The 22,006-nt window shown below is 58.8% G+C and carries 20 protein-coding genes and 1 other annotated feature (1 of these 21 running past the window's edge); of the genes, 9 read left to right on the top strand and 11 right to left on the bottom strand.

All coding sequences use genetic code 11. From position 1 onward, the window contains the following. The first annotated feature begins 16 nt into the window (after positions 1–16). On the top strand, positions 17–643 hold the full coding sequence (locus PL597_RS17145; protein WP_142912538.1) for an NUDIX domain-containing protein: 627 nt from the start codon (positions 17–19) through the stop codon (positions 641–643). 35 nt (positions 644–678) lie between these two features. Here PL597_RS17145 and PL597_RS17140 read toward each other — a convergent pair whose 3' ends face one another. The 6 genes from PL597_RS17140 to PL597_RS17115 all read right to left on the bottom strand — a co-directional run bounded on the left by PL597_RS17140 (position 679) and on the right by PL597_RS17115 (position 5,019). After that, positions 679–1,065 carry a hypothetical protein gene (locus PL597_RS17140; protein WP_269824212.1) on the bottom strand — a complete coding sequence of 129 codons (387 nt, stop codon included), beginning with the start codon at positions 1,063–1,065 and terminating at the stop codon, positions 679–681. Between the two features lie 224 nt (positions 1,066–1,289). Continuing rightward, complete coding sequence (locus PL597_RS17135) at positions 1,290–2,225, bottom strand: omptin family outer membrane protease (RefSeq protein WP_269824213.1); 936 nt, start codon at positions 2,223–2,225, stop codon at positions 1,290–1,292. A 131-nt stretch (positions 2,226–2,356) separates the two neighbouring features. Beyond that, positions 2,357–3,031 carry a phosphoribosylglycinamide formyltransferase gene (purN, locus tag PL597_RS17130; protein WP_269824214.1) on the bottom strand — a complete coding sequence of 225 codons (675 nt, stop codon included), beginning with the start codon at positions 3,029–3,031 and terminating at the stop codon, positions 2,357–2,359. Next, a complete protein-coding gene (gene purM, locus PL597_RS17125; RefSeq protein ID WP_173988653.1) occupies positions 3,028–4,101 on the bottom strand; it encodes a phosphoribosylformylglycinamidine cyclo-ligase in 1,074 nt (357 codons plus the stop codon). The genes purN and purM overlap by 4 nt, the downstream gene beginning before the upstream one ends. 123 nt (positions 4,102–4,224) lie before the next feature. Then, positions 4,225–4,617 (bottom strand): hypothetical protein, encoded by a 393-nt coding sequence (locus tag PL597_RS17120; RefSeq protein ID WP_271365786.1) that lies wholly within the window; start codon positions 4,615–4,617, stop codon positions 4,225–4,227. 24 nt (positions 4,618–4,641) lie between these two features. Next, positions 4,642–5,019 (bottom strand): class I SAM-dependent DNA methyltransferase, encoded by a 378-nt coding sequence (locus PL597_RS17115; protein ID WP_271365784.1) that lies wholly within the window; start codon positions 5,017–5,019, stop codon positions 4,642–4,644. Between the two features lie 240 nt (positions 5,020–5,259). Between PL597_RS17115 and PL597_RS17110 the strand changes: the two genes are divergently transcribed. The 5 genes from PL597_RS17110 to PL597_RS17090 all read left to right on the top strand — a co-directional run bounded on the left by PL597_RS17110 (position 5,260) and on the right by PL597_RS17090 (position 11,626). Further along, entirely contained in the window at positions 5,260–6,417 is a 1,158-nt protein-coding gene (locus PL597_RS17110) for an AI-2E family transporter (RefSeq protein ID WP_271365783.1), read from the top strand. 2 nt (positions 6,418–6,419) lie between these two features. Next, positions 6,420–7,148, top strand: a complete 729-nt coding sequence (gene hdaA, locus PL597_RS17105) for a DnaA regulatory inactivator HdaA (protein ID WP_191217764.1) — start codon at positions 6,420–6,422, stop codon at positions 7,146–7,148. 101 nt (positions 7,149–7,249) lie between these two features. Further along, positions 7,250–9,448 carry an RNA degradosome polyphosphate kinase gene (locus tag PL597_RS17100; RefSeq protein ID WP_416372236.1) on the top strand — a complete coding sequence of 733 codons (2,199 nt, stop codon included), beginning with the start codon at positions 7,250–7,252 and terminating at the stop codon, positions 9,446–9,448. After that, a complete protein-coding gene (gene ppx / locus PL597_RS17095; RefSeq protein WP_077982535.1) occupies positions 9,445–10,968 on the top strand; it encodes an exopolyphosphatase in 1,524 nt (507 codons plus the stop codon). Before PL597_RS17100 ends, ppx begins: the two co-directional genes overlap by 4 nt. An 85-nt stretch (positions 10,969–11,053) precedes the next feature. Continuing rightward, positions 11,054–11,626: a histidine phosphatase family protein gene (locus PL597_RS17090; protein ID WP_271365780.1), complete on the top strand. Its 573-nt coding sequence runs from the start codon at positions 11,054–11,056 to the stop codon at positions 11,624–11,626. Positions 11,627–11,684: 58 nt separating this feature from the next. Here the strand turns inward: PL597_RS17090 and PL597_RS17085 are convergent, their stop codons facing one another. The 5 genes from PL597_RS17085 to PL597_RS17065 form a co-directional block, all read right to left on the bottom strand. Further along, on the bottom strand, positions 11,685–12,032 hold the full coding sequence (locus PL597_RS17085) for a YunG family protein (protein WP_142912543.1): 348 nt from the start codon (positions 12,030–12,032) through the stop codon (positions 11,685–11,687). A 239-nt stretch (positions 12,033–12,271) separates the two neighbouring features. After that, positions 12,272–13,630 carry an esterase-like activity of phytase family protein gene (locus tag PL597_RS17080; protein ID WP_269824217.1) on the bottom strand — a complete coding sequence of 453 codons (1,359 nt, stop codon included), beginning with the start codon at positions 13,628–13,630 and terminating at the stop codon, positions 12,272–12,274. 96 nt (positions 13,631–13,726) lie between these two features. Then, complete coding sequence (locus PL597_RS17075; protein ID WP_217004566.1) at positions 13,727–14,755, bottom strand: adenylate/guanylate cyclase domain-containing protein; 1,029 nt, start codon at positions 14,753–14,755, stop codon at positions 13,727–13,729. A gap of 481 nt (positions 14,756–15,236) precedes the next feature. Continuing rightward, positions 15,237–16,397: a ribonuclease D gene (gene rnd / locus PL597_RS17070; RefSeq protein ID WP_077982528.1), complete on the bottom strand. Its 1,161-nt coding sequence runs from the start codon at positions 16,395–16,397 to the stop codon at positions 15,237–15,239. A gap of 82 nt (positions 16,398–16,479) precedes the next feature. Then, positions 16,480–17,751 (bottom strand): MFS transporter, encoded by a 1,272-nt coding sequence (locus PL597_RS17065; protein WP_077982527.1) that lies wholly within the window; start codon positions 17,749–17,751, stop codon positions 16,480–16,482. A 191-nt stretch (positions 17,752–17,942) separates the two neighbouring features. Here PL597_RS17065 and aspS point away from each other — a divergent pair, with 191 nt between their 5' ends. From aspS to creD, 3 genes are all read left to right on the top strand, one after another. Beyond that, positions 17,943–19,730: an aspartate--tRNA ligase gene (gene aspS, locus PL597_RS17060; protein ID WP_271365778.1), complete on the top strand. Its 1,788-nt coding sequence runs from the start codon at positions 17,943–17,945 to the stop codon at positions 19,728–19,730. A gap of 2 nt (positions 19,731–19,732) precedes the next feature. Continuing rightward, entirely contained in the window at positions 19,733–20,209 is a 477-nt protein-coding gene (locus PL597_RS17055; protein ID WP_149146622.1) for an FUSC family protein, read from the top strand. A 255-nt stretch (positions 20,210–20,464) separates the two neighbouring features. Continuing rightward, positions 20,465–21,916, top strand: a complete 1,452-nt coding sequence (gene creD / locus PL597_RS17050; protein WP_170985475.1) for a cell envelope integrity protein CreD — start codon at positions 20,465–20,467, stop codon at positions 21,914–21,916. Between the two features lie 76 nt (positions 21,917–21,992). After that, positions 21,993–22,006, top strand: a sequence feature (sul1 is cis-regulatory element that is thought to sense ions involved in sulfur or methionine metabolism; They are found in Alphaproteobacteria); it runs 42 nt beyond the window's last position.

Raw genomic sequence — 22,006 nt, 5'->3', positions numbered from 1 at the left:
GGCAAGGACATATCCGGTGACACAGACGCAGGCGAAAAACATTCCGGCAGACGCGGATGCCGGCAGAATCCGGCTGGTGGAAAAGGAAACCGTCTGGAAGGGCTTTGTGCACATGCAGAAGCTCGTTTTCGACCAGCGCATGCCGGATGGCAAAACCATCCGCATCGTCCGGGAAGTCCACGACCACGGCAGCGCGGCTGCCATTCTCCTTTATGACCCGAAGCGCGACAGCGTGGTGATGGTGCGCCAGTTCCGCCCTGCCGCTTTCGTGAACGGCGATCCGAGCTTCATGATCGAGGTGCCGGCAGGGCTTCTCGATGATGACGACGCGGCGGACGCCATTCGCCGCGAGGCGATGGAGGAATCCGGCTACGCTGTCGAAAAGGTCGATTATCTGTTTGATATGTATGCCAGCCCCGGCACGCTGACGGAGAAGGTCAGCCTCTTCGTCGCGCGCATCGACCTCGACGTGCAGGCCGGCAACGGCGGCGGGCTGGAGGACGAAGGCGAGGATCTGGAGGTTCTGACCTATGGTCTAGACGAGGCCTTCGGAATGATCGCCTCGGGCGAAATCACCGACTCCAAGACGATCATTCTGCTGCAATGGGCGATGTTAAATCGCGGCCTCCTTAACAAGAGCTGATCGGCGCCGACCCTTAAAGATGCGGACAAGTTAGCCTATTTAACGCTGTAAGTATTGTTGAGGCTACCGGTCTTCGCGTCCAGAAATTTCAGTTCCGTTCCACTGCCCACGACGACTTTGTTGCATTCCTTGAATTTCATCGACTTGAATTCGGAACACAAGGTATCGTTCTTGAACGTCCAACTGAGGTCGCCCGAGGTTTTGCCTTCGATGGAAAACTTGCCCTTGCCATTGGCGTCATAAGTAGCAGTAAAAGTATCACCTTTCTTGGTCTTCGTTGTGAGCGTCTTTCCGGCGGTGGCTGTGATGAATTCAGCCTTGGTCGCAAATTTCTCGGCTGCAAATACCGGAGCCAGCATCGCGGAGGAGATGGAGAATGCTGTCACGTAAAAAGCGGAAACAATACAAATTGATTTCATCATAAATATCCAAATTTTTTTAGTGAGAATAACTTGAATAATAATTTCTGAAACAGATTGCTTAACAACTATAAAGTAACGCCGATGAAAATAAGAAGTCAATCATCGCCCGAACGCGGCTTTTCATGGGAGCGACGATACGGTGTGCGTCTCACCAATATGCGGTGATGTCCGCTGACCATCAGCGAGCGCTCTATGCTGCGCTTCCGTCTCAAAGTTACCGCATGCTAGAACCGTCCCTTGACGCCCATTCCCACGAAAAGCGACTGCATGTCGCCGCCGCCGGCATTGCTGTAAACCGTACCGCTGCCGCTTCCGAAGGATGTCGCGGTTTTGTCACCCCTGCCGAAGCTCGTATATTCGTAAGCGCCATCCAGATAGATGGAGGCATTCTCGGTCAGGTTATAAGCGATGCCAGCTTTTGCCCCGAACATGCCGCCAATATCGAATTTATCGGTGAAGCGGATGGAGCGCATCCAATGGTCGTCGGTTGCCTTGGCATAGACCATTGCACCCCCTTCCACTCCGGCGTTCAGCGACCAGTTGCCGAATTTGCGTCCGCCGGTCAGGTTGCCGTAAAATACGGGGATTTGCTGCCGGTAGGTAATCGCCTTTTCACCGTTGCCAAAATCCCCGACGTAATTTCGAAAGCCGCGCGAGCTATAGATGTAACTCCCGCCATATGACGACCATTGTACGTCTGTGTAACGAAAGCCTATACCTGCGCTGAGATGTTGCAGCGGGTCCTCCAGGAGAGTTCTGTTCAGTTCGATGCTTCCGGTCAGGTAGTGATCAAGTCGGGTGTCACCATGCTGCGAGCGGTGGCTCCATCCTTCCTTGGACGTATCTTTATAATAAGGATACAGCCAGTCATAATCGGTCATGTAGCCGTCACCGGCAAAGCCGATTCGCCCTTCCGTCTTGATCCGCCAGTCGGGCGAGAGCTCCAGGCCGAGCGATCCGCGCAGGGCCATAGCATTCGTCGTTTTCCAGTCGAGTTGACTGTTTTTATGGCTTCCGCTGTAGAGAGTCTCGGTGGCCTTGATGTTAAGAACGCCTGCATCTAGCGAGGCGGTAATGCCGCCCGGTTCCGCCATTGCTGGCACGGTCGTGCTGATGGCCAAGGCGGCCGAGAGCGGCAGTGAAAATCTCGAAAATGGCATAATCGCTCCTGAATGACCGGAGAGCCTGAAATGAAAGGCCGTTGATGCCATTAAAGATGATTATGGTAAATAATCGGTTTATTCGGCATAAATTACAATATTAAGAATTTTGTAATTTAGTAATAAATAAGTTAAAAGACGGATATCAGGCTTTGAGGTTCGGATTTAATCTCGTCGTCAGCGAATATAGTCTTGCTGTCTTCCATTCGAACCTTGCCTTCGGCAAGCCGCTTCAACGCCAGTGGGTAGAGCTGGTGCTCGACGGTTAGAATGCGTGCCGCAAGCGTATCGGCCGTATCGTCGGAAAGCACCGGCACCGCGCCTTGCGCGATGGTCGGGCCTTCATCCATGCCTTCGGTGACGAAATGCACGGTGCAGCCGGAAATTTTCATACCGCTGTCGATGGCACGCTGATGGGTGTGCAGGCCGGGGAAAAGCGGCAGCAGGGAAGGGTGGATATTGATGATGCGGCCTTCATAGGGGGCAATGAAATCCCCAGATATCAGCCGCATGTAACCGGCAAGGCAGATGATATCAGGCGCAATCTCGCCAAGTGCCGCCAGAATGGCGCCTTCGTGCTCGGCCTTGCTGGGATAAGTCTTGCGCTCGAAGACCAGCGTCGGAATACCGAGATCGCGTGCCTTTTGCAGCCCGCCCGCAGACGCCTTGTCCGAGATCACGCAGACGATTTCCGCCGGAAAATCCGCCGCCTGACAGGCCTTGGCCAACGACACCATATTGGAGCCGCTGCCGGAAATGAAAACGACGACGCGTTTGCGGCCGGACGGGAAGGCGGCGCTCATCATAGGCCGAGAGCGCCCTTGTAGATGGTGCCATGCGCGCCTTCTTCGCGGGCGACCATGCGGCCGAGCGGGAAGACGGTTTCGCCTTCGGCGGTCAGAACCTCTGTGACCTTTTCGGCATTTTCAGCCGAAACGACGACGATCATGCCGACGCCGCAATTGAAGGTGCGCAGCATTTCATTGGCTTCAACACCGCCGGTTTTCGCGAGCCAGGAGAAGACAGCGGGAAGCTTGATCGCGCCGAGATCGATTTCGGCGGCGAGATGCTTTGGCAGAACGCGCGGAATATTCTCCGGAAAACCGCCGCCGGTAATGTGCGCCAGCGCCTTCAGTGCGCCGGTTTCGCGGATCGCCTTCAAAAGCGGCTTCACATATATGCGGGTCGGTGTCAGCAGCGCTTCGCCAAGCTTCTTGCCGTCGGCAAAGGGAGCGGGAGCGCTCCAGTCGAGACCGGAGATCGATACGATCTTGCGCACCAGCGAAAAGCCGTTGGAGTGAACGCCGGAAGAGGAGAGGCCGAGAATGACGTCGCCTTCGGAAATGTCGCCGGCCGGCAGAAGCTGGCCGCGTTCGGCCGCACCCACGGCAAAGCCAGCAAGGTCGTAGTCGCCATCGGAATACATGCCGGGCATTTCAGCGGTTTCGCCGCCGATCAGCGCGCAGCCGGATTCGCGGCAGCCCGCGGCAATGCCGGAAACGATGGCCGCACCCTGGTCAGGGTCGAGTTTGCCGGTGGCGAAATAATCGAGGAAGAACAGCGGCTCCGCGCCCTGAACGACGAGATCGTTGACGCACATGGCGACGAGGTCGATACCGACGGTGTCGTGGTAGTCAGCATCGATGGCGATCTTCAGCTTGGTGCCGACGCCGTCATTGGCGGCCACCAGAACCGGATCGGTGAAACCCGCGGCTTTCAGATCGAACAGGCCGCCGAAGCCGCCGATTTCGCCATCCGCACCGGGACGCCGCGTGGAGCGCACCGCCGGTTTGATCTTCTCGACCATCAGGTTGCCGGCGTCGATATCCACACCCGCATCGCTATAGGTAAGACCGTTCTTGCCCGACTGGCTCATGGCTCTCGTCTCCGCTGGTTCCTTTGGCGTCGCCATTCGCACGGGACGGGGCCTGATGCAAGGGTTTCAGTGGCAAAAGCTCCGGTTTTTAACGGCTTTGGCGGTGCTAGCCGGATTGGGTGCTCACGATGGCTGCGGCGCGACGCGACAGACGAGATTGAGCAGGCCGTCATTGGACGTATCGGAATTTTTCTCGATCTGTCGTCCGTTCTCGCCATAACGGGCGACCACCTCGAAGCCCGCATCCTGCAACTGGCGGGTCTGGGCGGCAAGGTCGATGAAATAAAACAAGCCGCTCCAGCGGTGCGCCTGATCCGCGAGAATGGCGTATTCTGGTGTTCGCCGTGTCGAAGGTTGCAGGCGCAGATAGTTGATCCAGCTTTGCGGATGCAGCGAATTCACCACCTCGCGCGGGTGCCAGGAACGTTGGTGCAGCGGCATGCCGCCGGCCCGCTTCCATTCGCGATTGTGAAACGAAAAGATGAAATATCCGCCGGGTGCGAGAATGCTTCGCACGGCATGGATGATGGCAAGCCGCTCCTAATGATCGAAGGCGCTTAAAATTGCGAGCGCGCCGAGCACGCAATCGAAACGCTCCGCGCCGAACTGGCCGATCGCCCGCACATCCATGTCGAGAAACGTGGCGGCGGGAAAATTGCGCCGCGCCAGCGCAAGCATCGGCTGCGAACGGTCAATGCCGATATAATCTTCCACCAGCGGCAGAAGCGGCTTCGTCGTTCGTCCGGTGCCGACGCCGAGGTCAAGCAGCCGCTTGCCCGCATAGGCATGGCGGAACTGATCGAGAATGATGCGTTCGGCCGGGTAAAGCTGCTGGTTGTCATACCATTCGGCAACTTCGGGATTATCGAAGAGACCGGCATTATATTCCGCGATGCCATTTTCGCTGCTGTTCTGCATCGTGCCCCCGGTCGCCGGATACGAAAGAGCGCCGCTGGCTCTCCCGGCAATATTTGATAGTTGTCTAATATTTACCGCCGGTCAACCTGCCGTTGCGAGGGATGGCCGGAAATGAGGGATTTTGCTGCTGTACGGGCAGTCTCCTTCTGTCGGCGCGTGAAAGCGCCGTCTTGACCATGTGCATATGCGCATCCTATCTCCATCATGGGCGGTGACGGTGCGGCGATAAAGGATGAACGGATGCAACCACATGTAAGCGGGACGAGCCTGCGCCGGCAGGTGTTTTTCTGGATCGGCGTGCTTGCCGTCTTTATTCTTTTCCTGATGGTCTTCAGCTCCATTCTCCTGCCTTTCGTGGCGGGCATGGCGCTCGCCTATTTCCTCGACCCGGTTGCCGACTGGCTGGAGCGGCGCGGCTTGAGCCGGCTGATGGCCACCGTCGTCATTCTCGTCTCCTTCGTGCTGATCTTCGCGCTGTCGCTCATCATCATCATTCCCCTGATCGCCGCCCAGGCCTCGGAATTCATCACGCGCATCCCGCAATATATCTCCTCGCTGCAGCAACTGATCGCCGGCGCCGACACCAATCTCCTGCCGGACTGGGTGAGCAGCCAGATTGACGCCGTGAAGGAGAATTTTTCAAAGCTTTTGACCGAAGGCGCGGGTTTCATCGGCACGCTTTTGACGCAGATATGGAATTCCGGCAAATCGCTGGTCGATGTCGTGTCGCTTCTGGTCGTCACGCCCGTGGTCGCCTTCTATCTGCTGCTCGACTGGGACCGGATGATCGACAAGGTCGACAGCTGGATACCGCGCGATTATGTCCATACCGTCCGCCAAATCGCCCGCGACATGGATAAGACCATTGCCGGTTTCGTGCGTGGGCAGGGGTCGCTCTGCCTTATCCTCGGGGTCTATTATGCCGTCGGCCTGTCATTGGTGGGCCTGAATTTCGGCCTGCTCATCGGCCTTTTCTCCGGCCTCATCAGCTTCATTCCCTATATCGGCTCCATGGTCGGCCTCATCCTCGCCGTCGGCGTCGCCATCGTGCAGTTCTGGCCCGATTACATCTATGTGTTTCTGACGCTCGTCGTGTTCTTTTCCGGGCAGTTTATCGAAGGCAATATCCTGCAGCCGAAGCTCGTCGGCAAAAGCGTTGGCCTGCATCCGGTCTGGCTCATGTTCGCCCTTTTCGCCTTCGGCGCGCTTTTCGGTTTCGTCGGGCTTCTCGTGGCGGTGCCGGCGGCGGCGGCGGTCGGTGTGCTTGTCCGCTTCGCCTTGTCGCGGTATCTTGAAAGCGATCTTTACCACGGGCATGCCGCCAACCTTCCCTGGGACACAAACCCCGCCCTTGAAGAAGGGGAAACGTCCTCCGGCAAGGTTGACTCTCAGAGCTGACGATGACTGACCAAATCAAAACCGACAACGCCCGGTCGAAGGCCGAGCAGCTGCCGCTCGCATTCTCGCACCAGTCCGCCTCCGGCAGGGATGATCTCCTCGTCTCCGCCTCGCTCGCGGCTGCCGTCAGCCTTATTGATGAATGGCCGAACTGGCGCTCGCCCGTCGTGGTGCTGGCCGGGCCGCCGGGTTCGGGCAAATCCCATCTTGCCAATATCTGGAAAAATATCAGCGACGCGCGCGACATTCACCCTGAAGCTGGCTCTGATGCCGCGCGTGCTGCCGAAACGGGACCGGTTCTTTTCGAGGACGCCGACCGGCGCGGTTTTAACGAGACCGAACTTTTCCATGTCATCAACAGCGTTCGCCAGCACGGCACGACGCTTTTGATGACCAGCCGGCAATGGCCCGCCGCATGGCCGGTGACGCTGCCGGATCTGCGCTCGCGCCTCAAAGCGGTAACGGTGGTGGAAACCGGCGAGCCGGACGAAGGGCTGCTGGCGCAGGTGCTGGTAAAACTCTTCGCCGACCGACAGCTTTACATGGATGACAAACTCATAGGTTACATCGTCAATAGAATGGAGCGTTCGCTCGATACGGCGCAGACGATCGTGGATCGGATCGACCGTCTGGCGCTCGCGCGTGGAACGAGAATTACCCGTCCGCTGGTGGCGGAGGTCCTCAATGCGATGGACAACGCAACGGCGGGCAGCGGACTGGACGTCGATTGACTGTCACAGTTCCGTCGTCAAACTGTTATACGGGCAAGAAGGACGATCGCGCGATGCAGCAAGATCACGGGACGGAAATCGGTCAGGGGACGGAACAGGGCATGGACGCTATCGCGCAGGAAGACTTCAACAAGGTTCAGCCTGTGGCTGAGGGCGAGAACCTCTGGGACAGCCCGGCGCGTTTCATCAACCGCGAATTCTCCTGGCTCCAGTTCAATCGCCGCGTTCTCGAGGAAACGCTGAACACGGATCATCCGCTGCTTGAGCGGCTGCGCTTCCTGTCCATCTCGGCCGCCAACCTCGATGAATTTTTCATGGTCCGCGTCGCCGGCCTTGAAGGGCAGGTACGCCAGAAGATCACCGTCAGGACGCCTGACGGCAAGACGCCGGCTGAGCAGCTCGAAGATATTCTGAAGGAAATCGATAATCTGCAGATGGAGCAGCAGGCATCGCTCGCTGTTTTGCAGCAATATCTCGCCAAAGAAGAAATTTTCATCGTGCGCCCCGCCGCACTTTCGGACGCCGACCGCATCTGGCTGGAAACGGAGTTCGAGGAACGCATGTTCCCCGTTCTGACGCCGCTCTCCATCGACCCGGCGCACCCGTTCCCCTTCATTCCCAATCTCGGCTTTTCCATGGGCCTGCAGCTCGACAGCGTCAACGGCCGCGAGCCGATGACGGCGCTCCTGCGTCTGCCGCCCGCGCTCGACCGTTTCGTGCGCCTGCCGGACGACAAGAACGCCATCCGCTACATCACGCTTGAAGATGTGGTCGGCCTGTTCATCCACCGGCTTTATCCCGGCTATAGCGTCCGGGGCTTTGGCACGTTCCGTATCATCCGTGACAGCGATATCGAGGTGGAGGAAGAGGCGGAAGATCTGGTCCGCTTTTTCGAAAGCGCGCTGAAGCGCCGCCGCCGCGGTTCGGTCATCCGCATCGAGACCGATAGCGAAATGCCGCAGTCGCTGCGCCAGTTCGTGGTGCATGAGCTTGGCGTGCCGGATAACCGCGTCGCCGTTCTGCCGGGTCTTCTGGCGCTCAACACCATTTCGGAAATCGTGCGCGCGCCGCGCGACGACCTGAAATTCGAACCTTACAACGCGCGTTTCCCGGAGCGCGTGCGCGAACATGCCGGCGATTGCCTTGCCGCCATCCGCGAAAAGGACATGGTGGTTCACCATCCCTATGAGAGCTTCGACGTCGTCGTCCAGTTTCTGCTGCAAGCGGCGCGCGACCCCGAAGTGCTTGCCATCAAGCAGACGCTCTACCGCACCTCCAACGACAGCCCGATCGTTCGCGCGCTGATCGACGCGGCCGAAGCCGGCAAATCTGTCACGGCGCTGGTCGAGCTGAAGGCGCGTTTCGACGAAGAAGCAAATATCCGCTGGGCGCGCGACCTGGAGCGCGCTGGCGTGCAGGTGGTGTTCGGTTTCATCGAACTCAAGACCCATGCCAAGATGTCGATGGTTGTGCGCCGCGAGGATGGCAAGCTGAGAACGTATTGCCATCTCGGCACCGGCAATTATCACCCGATCACCGCCAAGATCTACACCGACCTGTCCTTCTTCACATGCAACCCGAAGATCGCCCATGACATGGCGAACATCTTCAACTTCATCACGGGTTACGGCGAACCGGAAGAGGGCATGAAGCTGGCCGTTTCGCCCTATACGCTGCGCGCCCGCATCGTGAAGCACATCAACGAAGAGATCGAGCATGCCAAGAGCGGCGCGCCGGCGGCGATCTGGATGAAGATGAATTCGCTGGTCGATCCTGAAATCATCGATGCGCTTTACCGCGCCAGCGCGGCTGGCGTGGAGATCGACCTCGTCGTGCGCGGCATCTGCTGCCTGCGCCCGCAGGTGTCGGGCCTGTCGGACAATATCCGCGTCAAATCCATCGTCGGCCGCTTCCTCGAGCACAGCCGCATTTTCTGCTTCGGCAATGGTTTTGGCCTGCCGTCCGACAAGGCGCTGGTCTATATCGGCTCGGCCGACATGATGCCGCGCAACCTTGATCGGCGTGTGGAAACGCTGGTCCCGCTCACCAATCCCACCGTGCATGAGCAGGTTCTTTCACAGATTATGCTGGGCAATCTCATTGACAACCAGCAGAGCTACGAGATACTTGCGGACGGAACGTCGAGGCGCATCGAGGTGCGTAAAGGCGAAGAACCGTTCAACGCGCAGCACTATTTCATGACCAATCCCAGCCTTTCCGGACGTGGTGAAGCCTTGAAATCCAGTGCGCCCAAATTGATTGCCGGGTTGATTTCGTCCCGCAAGAAACAGGCTGAATGACTCGATCAGAAGCACAGGGGCGGCTGACCGGCCTCGCCCCCGTTTCCGTCATAGATATTGGTTCGAACTCCGTTCGTCTCGTCGTATATGAAGGTCTTTCCCGCGCGCCCGCCGTGCTGTTCAACGAAAAGGTCCTGTGCGGCCTTGGCAAAGGACTGGCGCTGACGGGGCGCATGCATGAGGAGGGCGTCACCCGCGCTTTGATGGCGCTGAGGCGCTTCCATGCGCTTTCCGAGCAGGCTCAGGCGCAACAGCTTTATGTGCTGGCGACGGCGGCCGCGCGTGAGGCGGAAAATGGTCCAGATTTTATCCGTGAGGCTGAAGCCATCCTCGGCTGCGAGATTGAGGTCCTGTCGGGTGAAAAGGAAGCGCTTTATTCCGCCTATGGCGTGATCAGCGGTTTCCATGATCCAGACGGTATCGCCGGCGACCTCGGCGGCGGTTCGCTCGAACTCATCGACATCAAGGGTAAGAACTGCGGCGAGGGCATCACCCTGCCGCTCGGCGGTCTGCGGCTGTCGGAGCAGTCGGACGGTTCGTTGGAAAAAGCGGCGACGATTGCCAGAAAACACGTCAAATCCTTCGCCAAACTTCTGGCGGCGGGTGAGGGGCGCACCTTTTACGCGGTGGGCGGCACATGGCGAAACATCGCCAAGCTGCACATGGAGATATCGGGCTATCCGCTGCACATGATGCAGGGATATGAATTGCCGCTGGCGGAAATGCTGAATTTTCTGGAAGAAGTCATCGTCTCCCGGGATAGCAAGGATCCGGCCTGGCAGGCGGTTTCCAAGAACCGCCGCTCGCTTCTTCCCTTTGGTGCCATCGCCATGCGGGAAGTTCTGAGAGCGATGAAGCCGGCCAAGATCGCCTTCTCCGCGCAGGGCGTGCGTGAAGGGTATCTTTATTCGCTGCTGACGGAAGAAGAGCGGAATTCTGATCCGCTGCTTGTCGCGGCGGATGAGCTTGCCATTTTGCGTGCCCGTTCTCCCGAACATGCGCGCGAACTGGCGGATTGGAGCGGTCGCACCTTTCCTGTCTTCGGTGTTGACGAGACGGAAGAAGAAAGCCGCTACCGGCAGGCGGCCTGCCTGCTGGCCGATATCAGCTGGCGCGCCCATCCGGATTATCGCGGGTTGCAGGCGCTCAACATCATCGCCCATTCCTCCTTCGTGGCGATCACCCATCCCGGCCGCGCCTATATTGCGCTCGCCAATTATTATCGCTTCGAAGGTCTGAACGACAACGGCACCACGCAGCCGCTTGCCGCCATGGCGGGAGACCGGTTGCAGGAACTCGGCAAGCTGCTGGGCGGCCTGCTCCGCGTCGTTTACCTCTTCTCGGCCTCGATGCCGGGCGTCGTCGACCACCTGAAATTTCGCAAATCCGGCAACCCCGATCTCGATCTGGAATTCGTCGTGCCGCACGATTATTGCGATTTCGCCGGCGAGCGACTGGATGGCCGCCTGCAGCAATTGGCGAAGCTGACGGGCAAGCGGCTGGCCTTCGTGTTCGAGTGAACCGAGAAAGCGGTACGGCAAGCTTATTGTGGCTTTCGTCGCCCCGACGAATGATTAAAGCGCTAAGAAACGGCAGCGGATCGTCATGATCTATTTGGTGCGTCACGGTGAGACCGTGTGGAATACGCTCGGTCGGTATCAGGGGATCAAGGATTCACCCCTGACCTCCCATGGCGTAAGGCAGGCGAATATCGTCGCGACGTTGCTCAAACGCGAGATTGCCGGCAGCGAACAATCCTTAGAATTTTGTGTCAGCCCGCTCGGCAGAACGCAGCAGACGGCCGCTATTTTACAGTCGATCTTACCGCTCCATAAAAATGACGACGAACGGCTGATGGAGGTTTCGGTGGGTTCGTGGGACGGCTTGACGAAATTTGAGATCGAACATGAATTTCCGGGAGCGCTCTGCGGATCGACTGCTTACGACTGGTACTTCAAATCACCGGACGGAGAGAAACTCGATCAAGTCTGCAATCGGGCAAGGGCATGGCTGGCAACGGTGCGCACGCCGACGATTGCAGTCTCTCACGGTCTTTTCGGGAGAATTTTGCGGGGTGTATATCTTGATATCTCAATACCGGAAATGCTTGAACTCGAGGTTCCTCAAGATGGATTTTTTGTTCTCGACAAGGGATGCGTCAGAGCTGTTTGCAGTTAGAGACCCCTGAAACATGGCGCGACTGTTTCACCCCTTAAAATATCATGTGATCAGGGGTTTACCCGTGCCCGAGCGCCTTGCGGATGCAGGCGCTGAGATAGGCATATTGCAACGGCGTTATTGTCGCCATGGCTTCGGTGCGGCTGGCAAGCCTGTCCTGATAGCCGACCGGAACATCGAACTGGCTAAACGTGAAATCCCAGCGCGTGCCTTCAACGATATTGTAAAAATGCTCGGTGCCGCTGACGGCGGTTTTGGCGAGTTCGCCGCCAAGAATATCCTGCACCACCAGCGCGGTGACGCTGCCTTGGCCCTTGGCGGGGTTTTCCCGCGACCAGAGGCCGCTCGTCTCGCCCGACCAACTTTTCTTCAGGGCGTAATAAAGTCTTTCTGCATGGTCCTGCATGAAACGTCTTCTTTTCCACACGTATGTTTCGGTTAAAGCATTTTCAGCAGAAGTGTGCTCGGTTTACGTCTGAAAATGCGCAAAAACAAAGAGTTAGAGCCATGGAGGTGAGCCGGCGTTCACCGGAGTTGCTTTAGCTCTGGAAAATAGCAACGGAGCACCAAGCAGACATTTGTGTCTGCCGGGCGCTCCGTCGGGATCATTCGCAGCCGTCAAAGCAAGTGACAGCAGCCTTCGTCTTACTTTGCGTCCAGCAGGTCCTTGACCTCCAGCAGGACGAATTCGTTGTCGTCAGCCTTGTCCAGAGCCCGACCGGCCGAGAAGGGCAGGTTGTTGTCGTTGCCGACGATGATATGGTTGGCATCGACACGGTCGACATTCTCGATGGTGACGAAAGGCATGTCGTAATAGCCGTTGCCGCCGCCCTGACGCTTCTTGTTGTCCGGGTCGGAGATCTTCATCAGGTCTATATAGCCGATCTTGCGGGCGGACTTGCCGACATTGGCGTCGTTGAATTCGATCTTGTAGATGCGCTTCAGCTTGGCAGGGCGGGCGAAGCAGTCTGCAGCTGGAGCCTTGGGGTCGGCGCAGGCCTTGTCGGCGGTGCCGGCGCCGTTGTCGCGCTCGATGACGAGGGCGGTCGCGTCATCCAGCATGTTGAAGTCGCCGATTGCCTCGCCGCCTTCCGCCAGGGGATAAAGCCAGCTGCGGCCGGTCCATTCCTTCTTGGCGGTGTCGAGTTCGACGATGCGCAGCGCGGTCGCGCCGTCGTCGGTTTTTTCCACCTGGCCGTCGGCTGTGTAAAGCGGGCCTTCCAGCAGGCCGTAGAGCTTCGAGCCGTCCTTGGAGAGCGCCATGCCCTCATAACCGCCTGAACGCTTCAGGTTGAAAGCGGGCATTTTCTGCGTCGGGTTGCCGGGCAGGGCAAGGGCGGGATGATCTGGAGACTTCACCTCGATGTCGCCGGCCTTGGTGGAGATGACGTCGGTCAGCTTACCGTCGCGGGTGAATTTCAGGATGTAGGGACCGAATTCCTCGCCGACCCAGAAACCATCGGCAACCGGCTGAATGGATTCAACGTCGAAATCCGCGCCCGTCAGGTAACGCGTACTCGAGCCTTCCAGAACGATGGGAAAGGGCGCCTTCATGTCAGGATCGGAAAGGAACACGGTTTCAAGCGCATTGACCTTTCCGGCGTCCCAATCGAACTTCAGATGGTGAAGCATCAGCATGGCGTCGCTGGAATTCAACTTGGAACCGAAACCGTTGTCGGAAAGGCTCCAGAAGCTGCCGTCCGGCATCGCCTTGATGCCGGAAAAACCCTGCATCGGCTGGCCGTTGAACGGCATGGAAAGGCCGGTCAGGCGCACGCCGTCCTTGCCGGGTACGGTGCCGAGACCTTCCGCGCGCTTGCGGTCGGCGGTGGTGAACTTGGCGGAGGTCTTGAGGTGCTCAGGCGCGTCCGTGGGCGCCGGGATGATGGTGTTTGCCGGCAGGATGGCGTGAGAGACCAGCTTTGCCGGGAACTCCTGTTCGGCGGCTTGCGAGATGGAGGCGAGTGCAAGGATGGCGCAGGACGCAAAAAGAATGTGCTTCATGATGGAGACCCCTCTCAATACCTGTTGAAGACAGGATTGACGCGATAGGGTCGCCACATGACAGGCGGGTGATTGCCGTTTGAAGCTTTGATGAAATTATACGGCGGGCGCCTGATATTGGCTGAGCGTGCAAACGCCCAGCGTCTGGCCACGGCCTTTCACCGCATGTTCGCCGAGATATTCGCTGCGCACGCCCTTGGGAAGCACCAGTTGATGGGCGAGGTCGGCGGAAATCAGCACCGGATGGCCGAGCATCTTGCTCAGCGATTCGAGCCGCGAGGTCGTGTTCACCGTATCGCCGAAATAGGTGATCTTGTGATGGTCGACGCCGATTTCCGCTGTAATGACCGGCCCGCCATGAATGGCGAAGCGCAGGCGCGGCACCTCGCCGAAGCGGGAAAGCCACACGTCGCGGGAATTTTCAATGGTCGCCTGAATATCGAAGACGCAGCGCACGCAGGCCGCCCGCCTTATCGCCATGTGATAGGGCCAGGTGATGATGGCGGCGTCGCCGATATAGTCGTCGATGACGCCGCCGTGTTTTCTGACAGGTGCGGCATAGCTTGCAAAGATTTCCCCGAGAAATTCCTGGGCCTTCAGGTCCCCATGGGTCTCTGCGAAGGAGGTGGAGCCGACGAGATCGATGAAGATGAAGACGCGGTCTTCGCTGACCGGCCGGCGATAACGCCCCAGGATGAGGTCGATGAAGATATCGCGGCCGAGAAGCTCGCGCACCCTCATGATGAAGACGATGATGCCGCAGACAATGAGGGTGAAGATCAGCGTCTGCAGCTCGGCATGGACGGCGCGTTTCCAGGTACCTGGAAATATCCCGCTCAACCACAGGATCGTGCCGCCAAGCCCGAAGCCGCAAAAGACGAGGATGGCATAAATGACGAGGCCGACGGCGATATAGGCCGGCGTCGGCAGGGCGCTCACCTGCCGCGACAGGCCAGGCATGATGTAACCGCGCTCGAAAGCGAGGATGGGTGCGCAGGCAAACAGCGCATAGGTCGCGCCGATCAATGCACCGCCGCCATATTCCAGAAAGGCGTATGCCACGCCGCTGCCGGCCACGGCAACGAAGAGCACCACGTAATCCAGAATGGGCAGCAATTTTCTCATGTCGGTTCTTGGGTCTCGGGAAGGGAAGGCTTTGGTCTTGGGAAAGAAGGGCAGGCCGCTCCCTTCGTGCGAAGCTTCTGTTGAGGTCATATGCGACATTAATGTGGAAAAAGCGCCGCAAAAAGTGAGCAATCGGTAAGGTTGCATGAAGGATTGGTAAGGCTGTTGCGCCGTTGCCGCAAAATCGGCGTTGCCGCTCTTATACGCCTGATAGAATGTTCTGTGATAGGCGGTTTCAAGCGGGGATTGCGGCCAGTCATCCGGCGAGCGTTTCGACCATTTGACGGGGAAGGCGGCGAAACGCAGCCGGTCGCCGTCGATCCAGGCCCGGTCGAACAGCGTTCTCCCGTGCGGGTGCAGGTGGCGCAGTCAATGGTGAAGGGACGTTCTCCTTCCAGCCTCTCCAGCCGCTGCCCATGCCTTTCGGGCCGCGATTATAGCGGTCGAGGAGGTCGTCGTCGGGGTGGAAAGCGGCGGGCCGTTATGGCTCGCTTGCCGCAACCTCCACCGCCTCGACCTTCTTGCCGGCAAAGCGCAGCGCGACTTCGCCATTGATGAGCTTCAGGGCCACATCGCCGAAGAGTTCCCGCCGCCAGCCGGTCAGCGCCGCCACGGTCGCTTTTTCGCCCTCAGCGGCGATCTTGTCCAGATCGTCGCTGTTGGCGATAACCTTGGCGGCGACGCCGTGCTTGTCTGCCGTCAGCTTCAGCAGAACCTTCAAAAGCTCCACGGCAGCACCGGAACCTTCCGGTGCGTGGCTGTGACGCGGCGCCTTCGGCATCTCTTCTTTCGGCAGTGCCAGCGCCGCATTCACCGTTTCGATGATGGCGGTGCCGGAGGCGGACCGTTCCCAACCCTTGGGAATGGTGCGAAGCCGCGACAGCGCCTCGGCGTCCTTCGGCTGCTGCTGGGCGATTTCGAAGATCGCATCGTCCTTGAGGACGCGCGACCGCGGCACGTTGCGGGAGCGCGCCTCACGCTCGCGCCAGGCGGCGATGAATTTGAGGATCGCAAGTTCCGTCGGCTTTCGCAGACGCGATTTCAACCGCAGCCATGCATCGTCGGGGTGCATGTCATAGGTGTCGCGCGATTCCAGAATATCCATCTCTTCGGTCAGCCACAGCGAGCGGCCTTCGCGCTCCAGCTGGGCTTTCAGCGCCAGATAGACATCGCGCAGATGGGTCACGTCGGCCAGCGCATAATCCAGCTGCTTTTCGGTCAGCGGACGACGGCTCCAGTCGGTAAAGCGCGAGGATTTGTCAATCTGCACATTCTTGATTCTCTGGACCAGCTGATCGTAGGAAATCGAATCGCCGAAACCGCAGACCATGGCGGCGACCTGCGTATCGAAGATCGGATGCGGTATCAGCCCGCCCAGATGATAGATGATTTCGATATCCTGACGCGCCGCATGGAAAACCTTCACGACGTTTGGATTGGCCATCAGTTCGAACAACGGCGTAAGGTCAATGCCCTTGGCGAGTGGGTCGACCAGCACCTCAAGGGTAGGGCTCGCCATCTGGACGAGACAAAGCTCGGGCCAGAAGGTCGTTTCCCGCAAAAATTCGGTGTCGATGGTAATGAATTCCGATTTCGCCAGTTCCGTGCAGGCCTCGGCGAGGGCGGCAGTCGTTTCAATCATTGCAAATGGCCACTCGTGAAAATTATCCGTCTTACTTTCCCTTTGCCGCGCGCATGTCAATACAAAGCCCGCTTTTCAAGGCTCATGGATCGTTTTTCTCAGGCGGATTGGGCTCCGGCCCATCCTTTTTGGGTGGGTTGGGGGCGGCGAGCTTCTGGAAATAGGCCGAGGTGCGCAACAGCGAGCTGAACCGCCAGTTCCGTTCCTCAAGTGGTACGCCTTCGCGCACCTGCAGCCGGTAAATCGTGTAAGCGATGAAAACAATCTGTATTGCGGCCGTATAGCTGAACAGCGCCTTCGGGCCGAAATGATCGATCAGGACGGAGGCAAGAAGCGGCCCGACCGTCGCTCCGACAGACCAGAAAAACAACAGTCCAGCCGACATCATCGCATGTTCGCCTTCCTTGGCGTGGTCGTTGCCGTGGGCGGAACTCAATGAATAAAGCGGCAGGGCGAAAGCGCCGAAGATGAAGACTCCGATGATGTTGCTCCATTCATTCGTGCCGGCGAAGAATGCGAGAAACAGGCCGACGATGACCGAGCCCGCCGTTGTGGCGAGAATGATGATGCGCCGGTCGTAACGGTCGGAATAAACGCCGAGCGGATATTGCAGCACGACCCCGCCGATAATGCCCGCACTCATGAAGGTGGCAATGGCGGTAACGGAAAAGCCGATCTGCTCGGCATAGATAGGCCCGATATTGCGGAAGGCTGCCATGCTGAGGCCAACCGCCACGCAACCGACGACCGCAAGCGGGGAAATGCGCCAGACGGCGAAAAGATCGAAGGGAATCTGTTTCGGCGGGGCAGGGTTGGACTTGTCGGCAAGCGAGATCGGCACCAGAGACAACACCAGCGCTATCGCAATTAACGAAAACACCACCGGACCTTCGACACCCATCACGGCAATGACATATTGCGCCAGCGTCACGGAGCCGAGATCGACGAAACGATAGATGGAGAGCGTGCGCGCCCGATTTGAATTCGTGACCTGCGCGTTGATCCAGCTTTCGATAGCCGCAAAAAGACAGGCGACCGCAATGCCGATGACGAAACGCATCAGCATCCAGAATAGCGGGTGGATGATGAGCGGCATGGCGATGGAAGCGGCGGAGGCGACCGCGGCCATGGTCGCAAAGGTTCGGATATGCCCGATCTTGCGCAAAAGCCGCGTTACGGAAATACAGCCGAGTGCAAATCCGATGCTATAGGCGGCGCTGATGAGGCCGATGGTGCTGGCGGAAAAACCTTCGGAGAGACCGCGCAGCGCTATATAGGTTCCCTGCAGGCCGTTGCCGCCGATGAGGATACCGGCAGTCACGAGAAGCGGGATAAGAGGTCTGATCTGGCTCATTGCGGGCCGACTCGGTTTGGCGGGCTGGATTAGTCCTATCTAAAGCGAAGGCAGAGGAAAGGACAGGCTGAAGGCGACATTGTTGCGCTTTGCCTTGACAAATCAGGCTGGCCATGCGCTTTTCCGGCAAATTTCGACAGTGCCGCCCATCTGGCCTCCAACGGGCGCACGACACGTTCCAGGATATAAAAATGCATCGTTACCGCAGCCACACCTGTGCCGCTCTCCGCAAGTCCGACGTCGGCGAAACCGTTCGCCTTTCCGGTTGGGTTCACCGCGTGCGAGATCATGGCGGCGTTCTCTTCATCGACCTTCGCGACCATTACGGCATTACCCAGGTGGTTGCCGATCCTGACAGCCCGGCCTTCAAGGTTGCCGAAACCGTGCGCGGCGAATGGGTCATCCGCATCGACGGCCTCGTCAAGGCGCGTTCGGAAGACACCGTCAACAAGGGCATGGCGACCGGCGAGATCGAGCTTTACGCCCAGGAGATCGAGGTTCTCGGCGTGGCCAAGGAATTGCCGCTGCCGGTCTTCGGCGAGCCTGACTACCCCGAAGACGTTCGCCTGAAATACCGCTTCCTCGACCTGCGCCGCGAAACGCTGCACAAGAACATCGTCAAGCGCACGCAGATCATCTCCGCCATGCGCACAGGCATGGCGGATGCCGGCTTTGCTGAATATACGACGCCGATCCTCACGGCCTCGTCGCCGGAAGGCGCGCGCGACTTCCTCGTGCCGTCGCGTATTCATGAAGGCAAGTTCTTCGCTCTGCCGCAGGCGCCGCAGCAGTACAAGCAGCTTCTGATGGTGGCGGGTTTCGACCGCTACTTCCAGATCGCGCCGTGCTTCCGCGACGAAGACCCGCGCGCCGACCGCCTGCCGGGCGAATTCTACCAGCTCGACGTCGAAATGAGCTTCGTGACCCAGGAAGATGTCTGGACCACGATGGAGCCGATGATGACGGCCGTCTTCGAGAAATTCGCCGAAGGCAAGCCTGTCACCAAAGAATGGCCGCGCATTCCTTATGATGAAGCGATCCGCAAATACGGCTCCGACAAGCCGGACCTGCGCAACCCCATCGTCATGCAGGCCGTGACCGAGCACTTCGATGGTTCGGGTTTCAAGGTCTTCGCGAACATGATCGCCTCCAACCCGAAGGTTCAGGTCTGGGCAATTCCGGTCAAGACCGGCGGTTCGCGCGCATTCTGCGACCGCATGAACGCCTGGGCGCAGTCCCAGGGCCAGCCCGGCCTCGGTTACATCTTCTGGAAGGAAGAAGACGGCAAGGTCGGCGGCTCCGGCCCGCTCGCCAAGAACATTGGCGAGGAACGCACCGAGGCGCTTCGCCAGCAGCTCGGCCTTGAGGCGGGCGACGCCTGCTTCTTCGTCGCCGGTGATCCCGCCAAGTTCTACAAGTTCGCCGGTGAAGCGCGCACCCGCGCCGCCGACGAACTGAACCTGATCGACCGCGACCGTTTCGAAATGTGCTGGATCGTCGACTTCCCCTTCTTCGAATATAACGAAGAAGAAAAGAAGATCGATTTCGCCCACAACCCCTTCTCCATGCCGCAGGGTGGCATGGAAGCGCTGGAAGGGCAGGATCCGCTCTCCATCAAGGCCTTCCAGTATGATGCGGTCTGCAACGGCTTCGAAATCGCTTCCGGTTCGATCCGTAACCAGTCGCCCGAGCTGATGGTCAAGGCCTTCGAAAAGGTCGGCCTGTCGCAGAGCGACGTGGAAGAGCGCTTCGGCGGCCTCTACCGCGCGTTCCAGTACGGCGCGCCTCCGCATGGCGGTTGCGCATTCGGCATCGACCGTGTCGTCATGCTGCTGGTCGGCGCGAAGAACCTGCGCGAAATCACGCTGTTCCCGATGAACCAGCAGGCGCAGGATCTCCTGATGAACGCGCCGTCGCCGGCAACGCCGACGCAGCTTCGCGAACTGGCGCTGCGCGTCGTTCCGTCCAAGAAAGACTGATCGTGTTGAAGACGCTGCTCGACCGGGTTCGCGCAGCCTTCACCCGTGCATTGGCGGCCGCACTTGCGGCCGCTTTTGCGTTCTGGGTGGCGCATCGGTGGCTTGGCCATCCACAACCCGTCTTTGCTGCGATCAGCGCGTTGATCTGCCTTGCTCCGGGAATTCCAAGCCATGTCCGTCAGGGCCTTGGGCTGATGGTCGGTGTCACCATCGGCATTCTCGTCGGGGAGGTCGCGCTCCTTGTCCCACATGATTTCGCTGAAATCCGGCTGGCCTCGGCGACCTTCATCGCCATGATCCTCGCCTCCATGTTCGGCCTCCCGCCGGTCGTGCCGATACAGGCTGGCGCTTCAGCCATGCTGGTGCTCCTGATGGGGCCGCAGGTTGCCGGGCTTGTCCGTTTTGTCGATGTTATTGTGGGCGTCGCGACCGGTGTGGCCGTAGCGCTCGTCTTCTTTCGCGAGCGGCTGAAGCTCTAGCTCCGCTTGCGCTCATCACTTTCGCCCCAAAGCCAGCTACCACTCGCGATGTGAACTATTGCTGGCACACCAATCCCGGCGTCGCCACAATTTTTCCGCGAGATTTACCGAATTCCGCGAATAAACGGCCGAAATCCAACCCCAGTATGGGGCTGTATCCAATTCGGGGATGCAAGCCACTTGATTTTAAAACTGGGACGGCGCCAGCCGAAATTTTTCCGGTTCTGGCGCGATCATATTTATGAGGATTTCAGAATGGTACACGAGACGAACAAAGAGCCGCCACCGCCGGTCGGGCCAATTCCTCCAGCCATGCCGCGCGGCAATTTTGCCGCCAGCCTGCGTTCACCCGGCGCGAAGTTTCTGATGATCGGTCTCATCTCGATGATCCTGCTGGTTCCACTCATGCTCGTCTGGGGGCTGACGGAAGAGCGCGCCTCCCGGGCGAGGGAGGTTTCCGGACGGATCGCGAACGGGTGGGGCGGCGATCAGGTTGTGAATGGCCCTTATCTTGCCGTGCCCTTCGACGTGGAGCGCCGCCGCGAGGTTGATGGCCGAACCATCGTGGATCGCGTGACGGAGTGGGCGCTGGTCATGCCGGAAACGCTGCAGGTGACAGCGGACCTCAAAACCGAGGAAAAGAAGCTCTCGATCTACAGCTTGCCCGTCTATAACGGTGATCTCGTGCTGAAGGGGCGCTTCGGGCAGGGAGTCCTGACAGATCTCGCCCGTTTTGCCGGCACACCGCGCCTCGACAACGCCATTCTCGTCCTCAGCATAGAGGATATTACCGGTATAAGGTCGAGCGCCGGGGTTCGGATAAACGGCGGCGCAGTTTTGCCCTTCGATCCCGGTATGCGCGATATTTCTGTCATCTCAAGCCGCGCCGGTGAAAACAGCTCCATAAGATCAGATGCGGGCGTGCACAGGCCGATCGACAGAAACCTGATCGAGAGCGGCTTTGATTTCGATATCGCATTCTCGCTGAATGGGTCGGGCAGTTTCGCCGTCGCACCCGCCGGCCAGACGACGGGCTTTACGGCAAAAGCCGATTGGCCGCATCCGGGTTTCGAAGGCCTGTTCCTGCCGGAAATCAAAACGGTCACGGCTTCGGATTTCAACGCCAGCTGGACTATTCCCTATCTCGCAAGAGGCATAGACCGTGTTGTCGAGGGTTCGCGGCTGCCGCTCTCCAACAGCCTGATGACGATCAATCTCGTTGAGCCGGTGAAGTTCTATCAGGTCATCGCCCGGACACTGAAATATTCCATCGGCTTCATCTCGCTTGTCTTCCTCGCCGTCTTCATTGTGGAACTCAAGGGCGGCAGCGTTGTGCACTGGATACAATATGTGCTGACGGGTCTGGCACTCATCGTCTTCTACGTGCTGCTGCTCGCGCTCGCCGAACATACGGGTTTCACCGTTGCCTATGCGGCGGCCTCCTTCTCCACAGCGGCCCTGATTGCCTTTTATCTTGGCAGTGCCACCCGTAGTCGCAGCAACGGTCTTGCGCTTTTCAGCGTTCTGGCGGTGGCCTATGGCGTGATGTATCTGGTCTTGAATGAGGACGAGTATGCGTTGCTTGCCGGCGCGGTCATATCGTTCATCGCCATCGCGGCGACCATGTTTGCAACACGCAAAGTGGACTGGTCTGGAGCGGCTGTTTCGATCGACGTCGCAAACAGCACACGGACCAACGCCACCTGAGGTAGGATAGCTTGATCTTAAAAGCGGGTCACAACTTGCGGCCCGCTTTTTTGCCGTTTATAGATGGGGCATTCACCACGGACCCGGTGA

Origin of the sequence: Agrobacterium sp. ST15.13.013 (assembly GCF_027956525.1) — a bacterium.
GTDB lineage: Bacteria > Pseudomonadota > Alphaproteobacteria > Rhizobiales > Rhizobiaceae > Agrobacterium > Agrobacterium salinitolerans.
This window is presented reverse-complemented; position numbering and strand designations above follow the sequence as displayed.

Bases quoted from the DNA above. Each gene is read 5' to 3' on its own strand.
- aspS (WP_271365778.1), top strand. From the start codon at position 17,943: ATGCATCGTTACCGCAGCCACACCTGTGCCGCTCTCCGCAAGTCCGAC.
- creD (WP_170985475.1), top strand. From the start codon at position 20,465: ATGGTACACGAGACGAACAAAGAGCCGCCACCGCCGGTCGGGCCAATT.
- PL597_RS17135 (WP_269824213.1), bottom strand. From the start codon at position 2,225: ATGCCATTTTCGAGATTTTCACTGCCGCTCTCGGCCGCCTTGGCCATC.
- rnd (WP_077982528.1), bottom strand. From the start codon at position 16,397: ATGATTGAAACGACTGCCGCCCTCGCCGAGGCCTGCACGGAACTGGCG.
- PL597_RS17115 (WP_271365784.1), bottom strand. From the start codon at position 5,019: ATGCAGAACAGCAGCGAAAATGGCATCGCGGAATATAATGCCGGTCTC.
- PL597_RS17080 (WP_269824217.1), bottom strand. From the start codon at position 13,630: ATGAAGCACATTCTTTTTGCGTCCTGCGCCATCCTTGCACTCGCCTCC.
- PL597_RS17110 (WP_271365783.1), top strand. From the start codon at position 5,260: ATGCAACCACATGTAAGCGGGACGAGCCTGCGCCGGCAGGTGTTTTTC.
- PL597_RS17075 (WP_217004566.1), bottom strand. From the start codon at position 14,755: ATGAGAAAATTGCTGCCCATTCTGGATTACGTGGTGCTCTTCGTTGCC.
- purN (WP_269824214.1), bottom strand. From the start codon at position 3,031: ATGATGAGCGCCGCCTTCCCGTCCGGCCGCAAACGCGTCGTCGTTTTC.
- PL597_RS17140 (WP_269824212.1), bottom strand. From the start codon at position 1,065: ATGATGAAATCAATTTGTATTGTTTCCGCTTTTTACGTGACAGCATTC.
- PL597_RS17065 (WP_077982527.1), bottom strand. From the start codon at position 17,751: ATGAGCCAGATCAGACCTCTTATCCCGCTTCTCGTGACTGCCGGTATC.
- purM (WP_173988653.1), bottom strand. From the start codon at position 4,101: ATGAGCCAGTCGGGCAAGAACGGTCTTACCTATAGCGATGCGGGTGTG.
- hdaA (WP_191217764.1), top strand. From the start codon at position 6,420: ATGACTGACCAAATCAAAACCGACAACGCCCGGTCGAAGGCCGAGCAG.
- PL597_RS17090 (WP_271365780.1), top strand. From the start codon at position 11,054: ATGATCTATTTGGTGCGTCACGGTGAGACCGTGTGGAATACGCTCGGT.
- PL597_RS17085 (WP_142912543.1), bottom strand. From the start codon at position 12,032: ATGCAGGACCATGCAGAAAGACTTTATTACGCCCTGAAGAAAAGTTGG.
- PL597_RS17100 (WP_416372236.1), top strand. From the start codon at position 7,250: ATGGACGCTATCGCGCAGGAAGACTTCAACAAGGTTCAGCCTGTGGCT.
- ppx (WP_077982535.1), top strand. From the start codon at position 9,445: ATGACTCGATCAGAAGCACAGGGGCGGCTGACCGGCCTCGCCCCCGTT.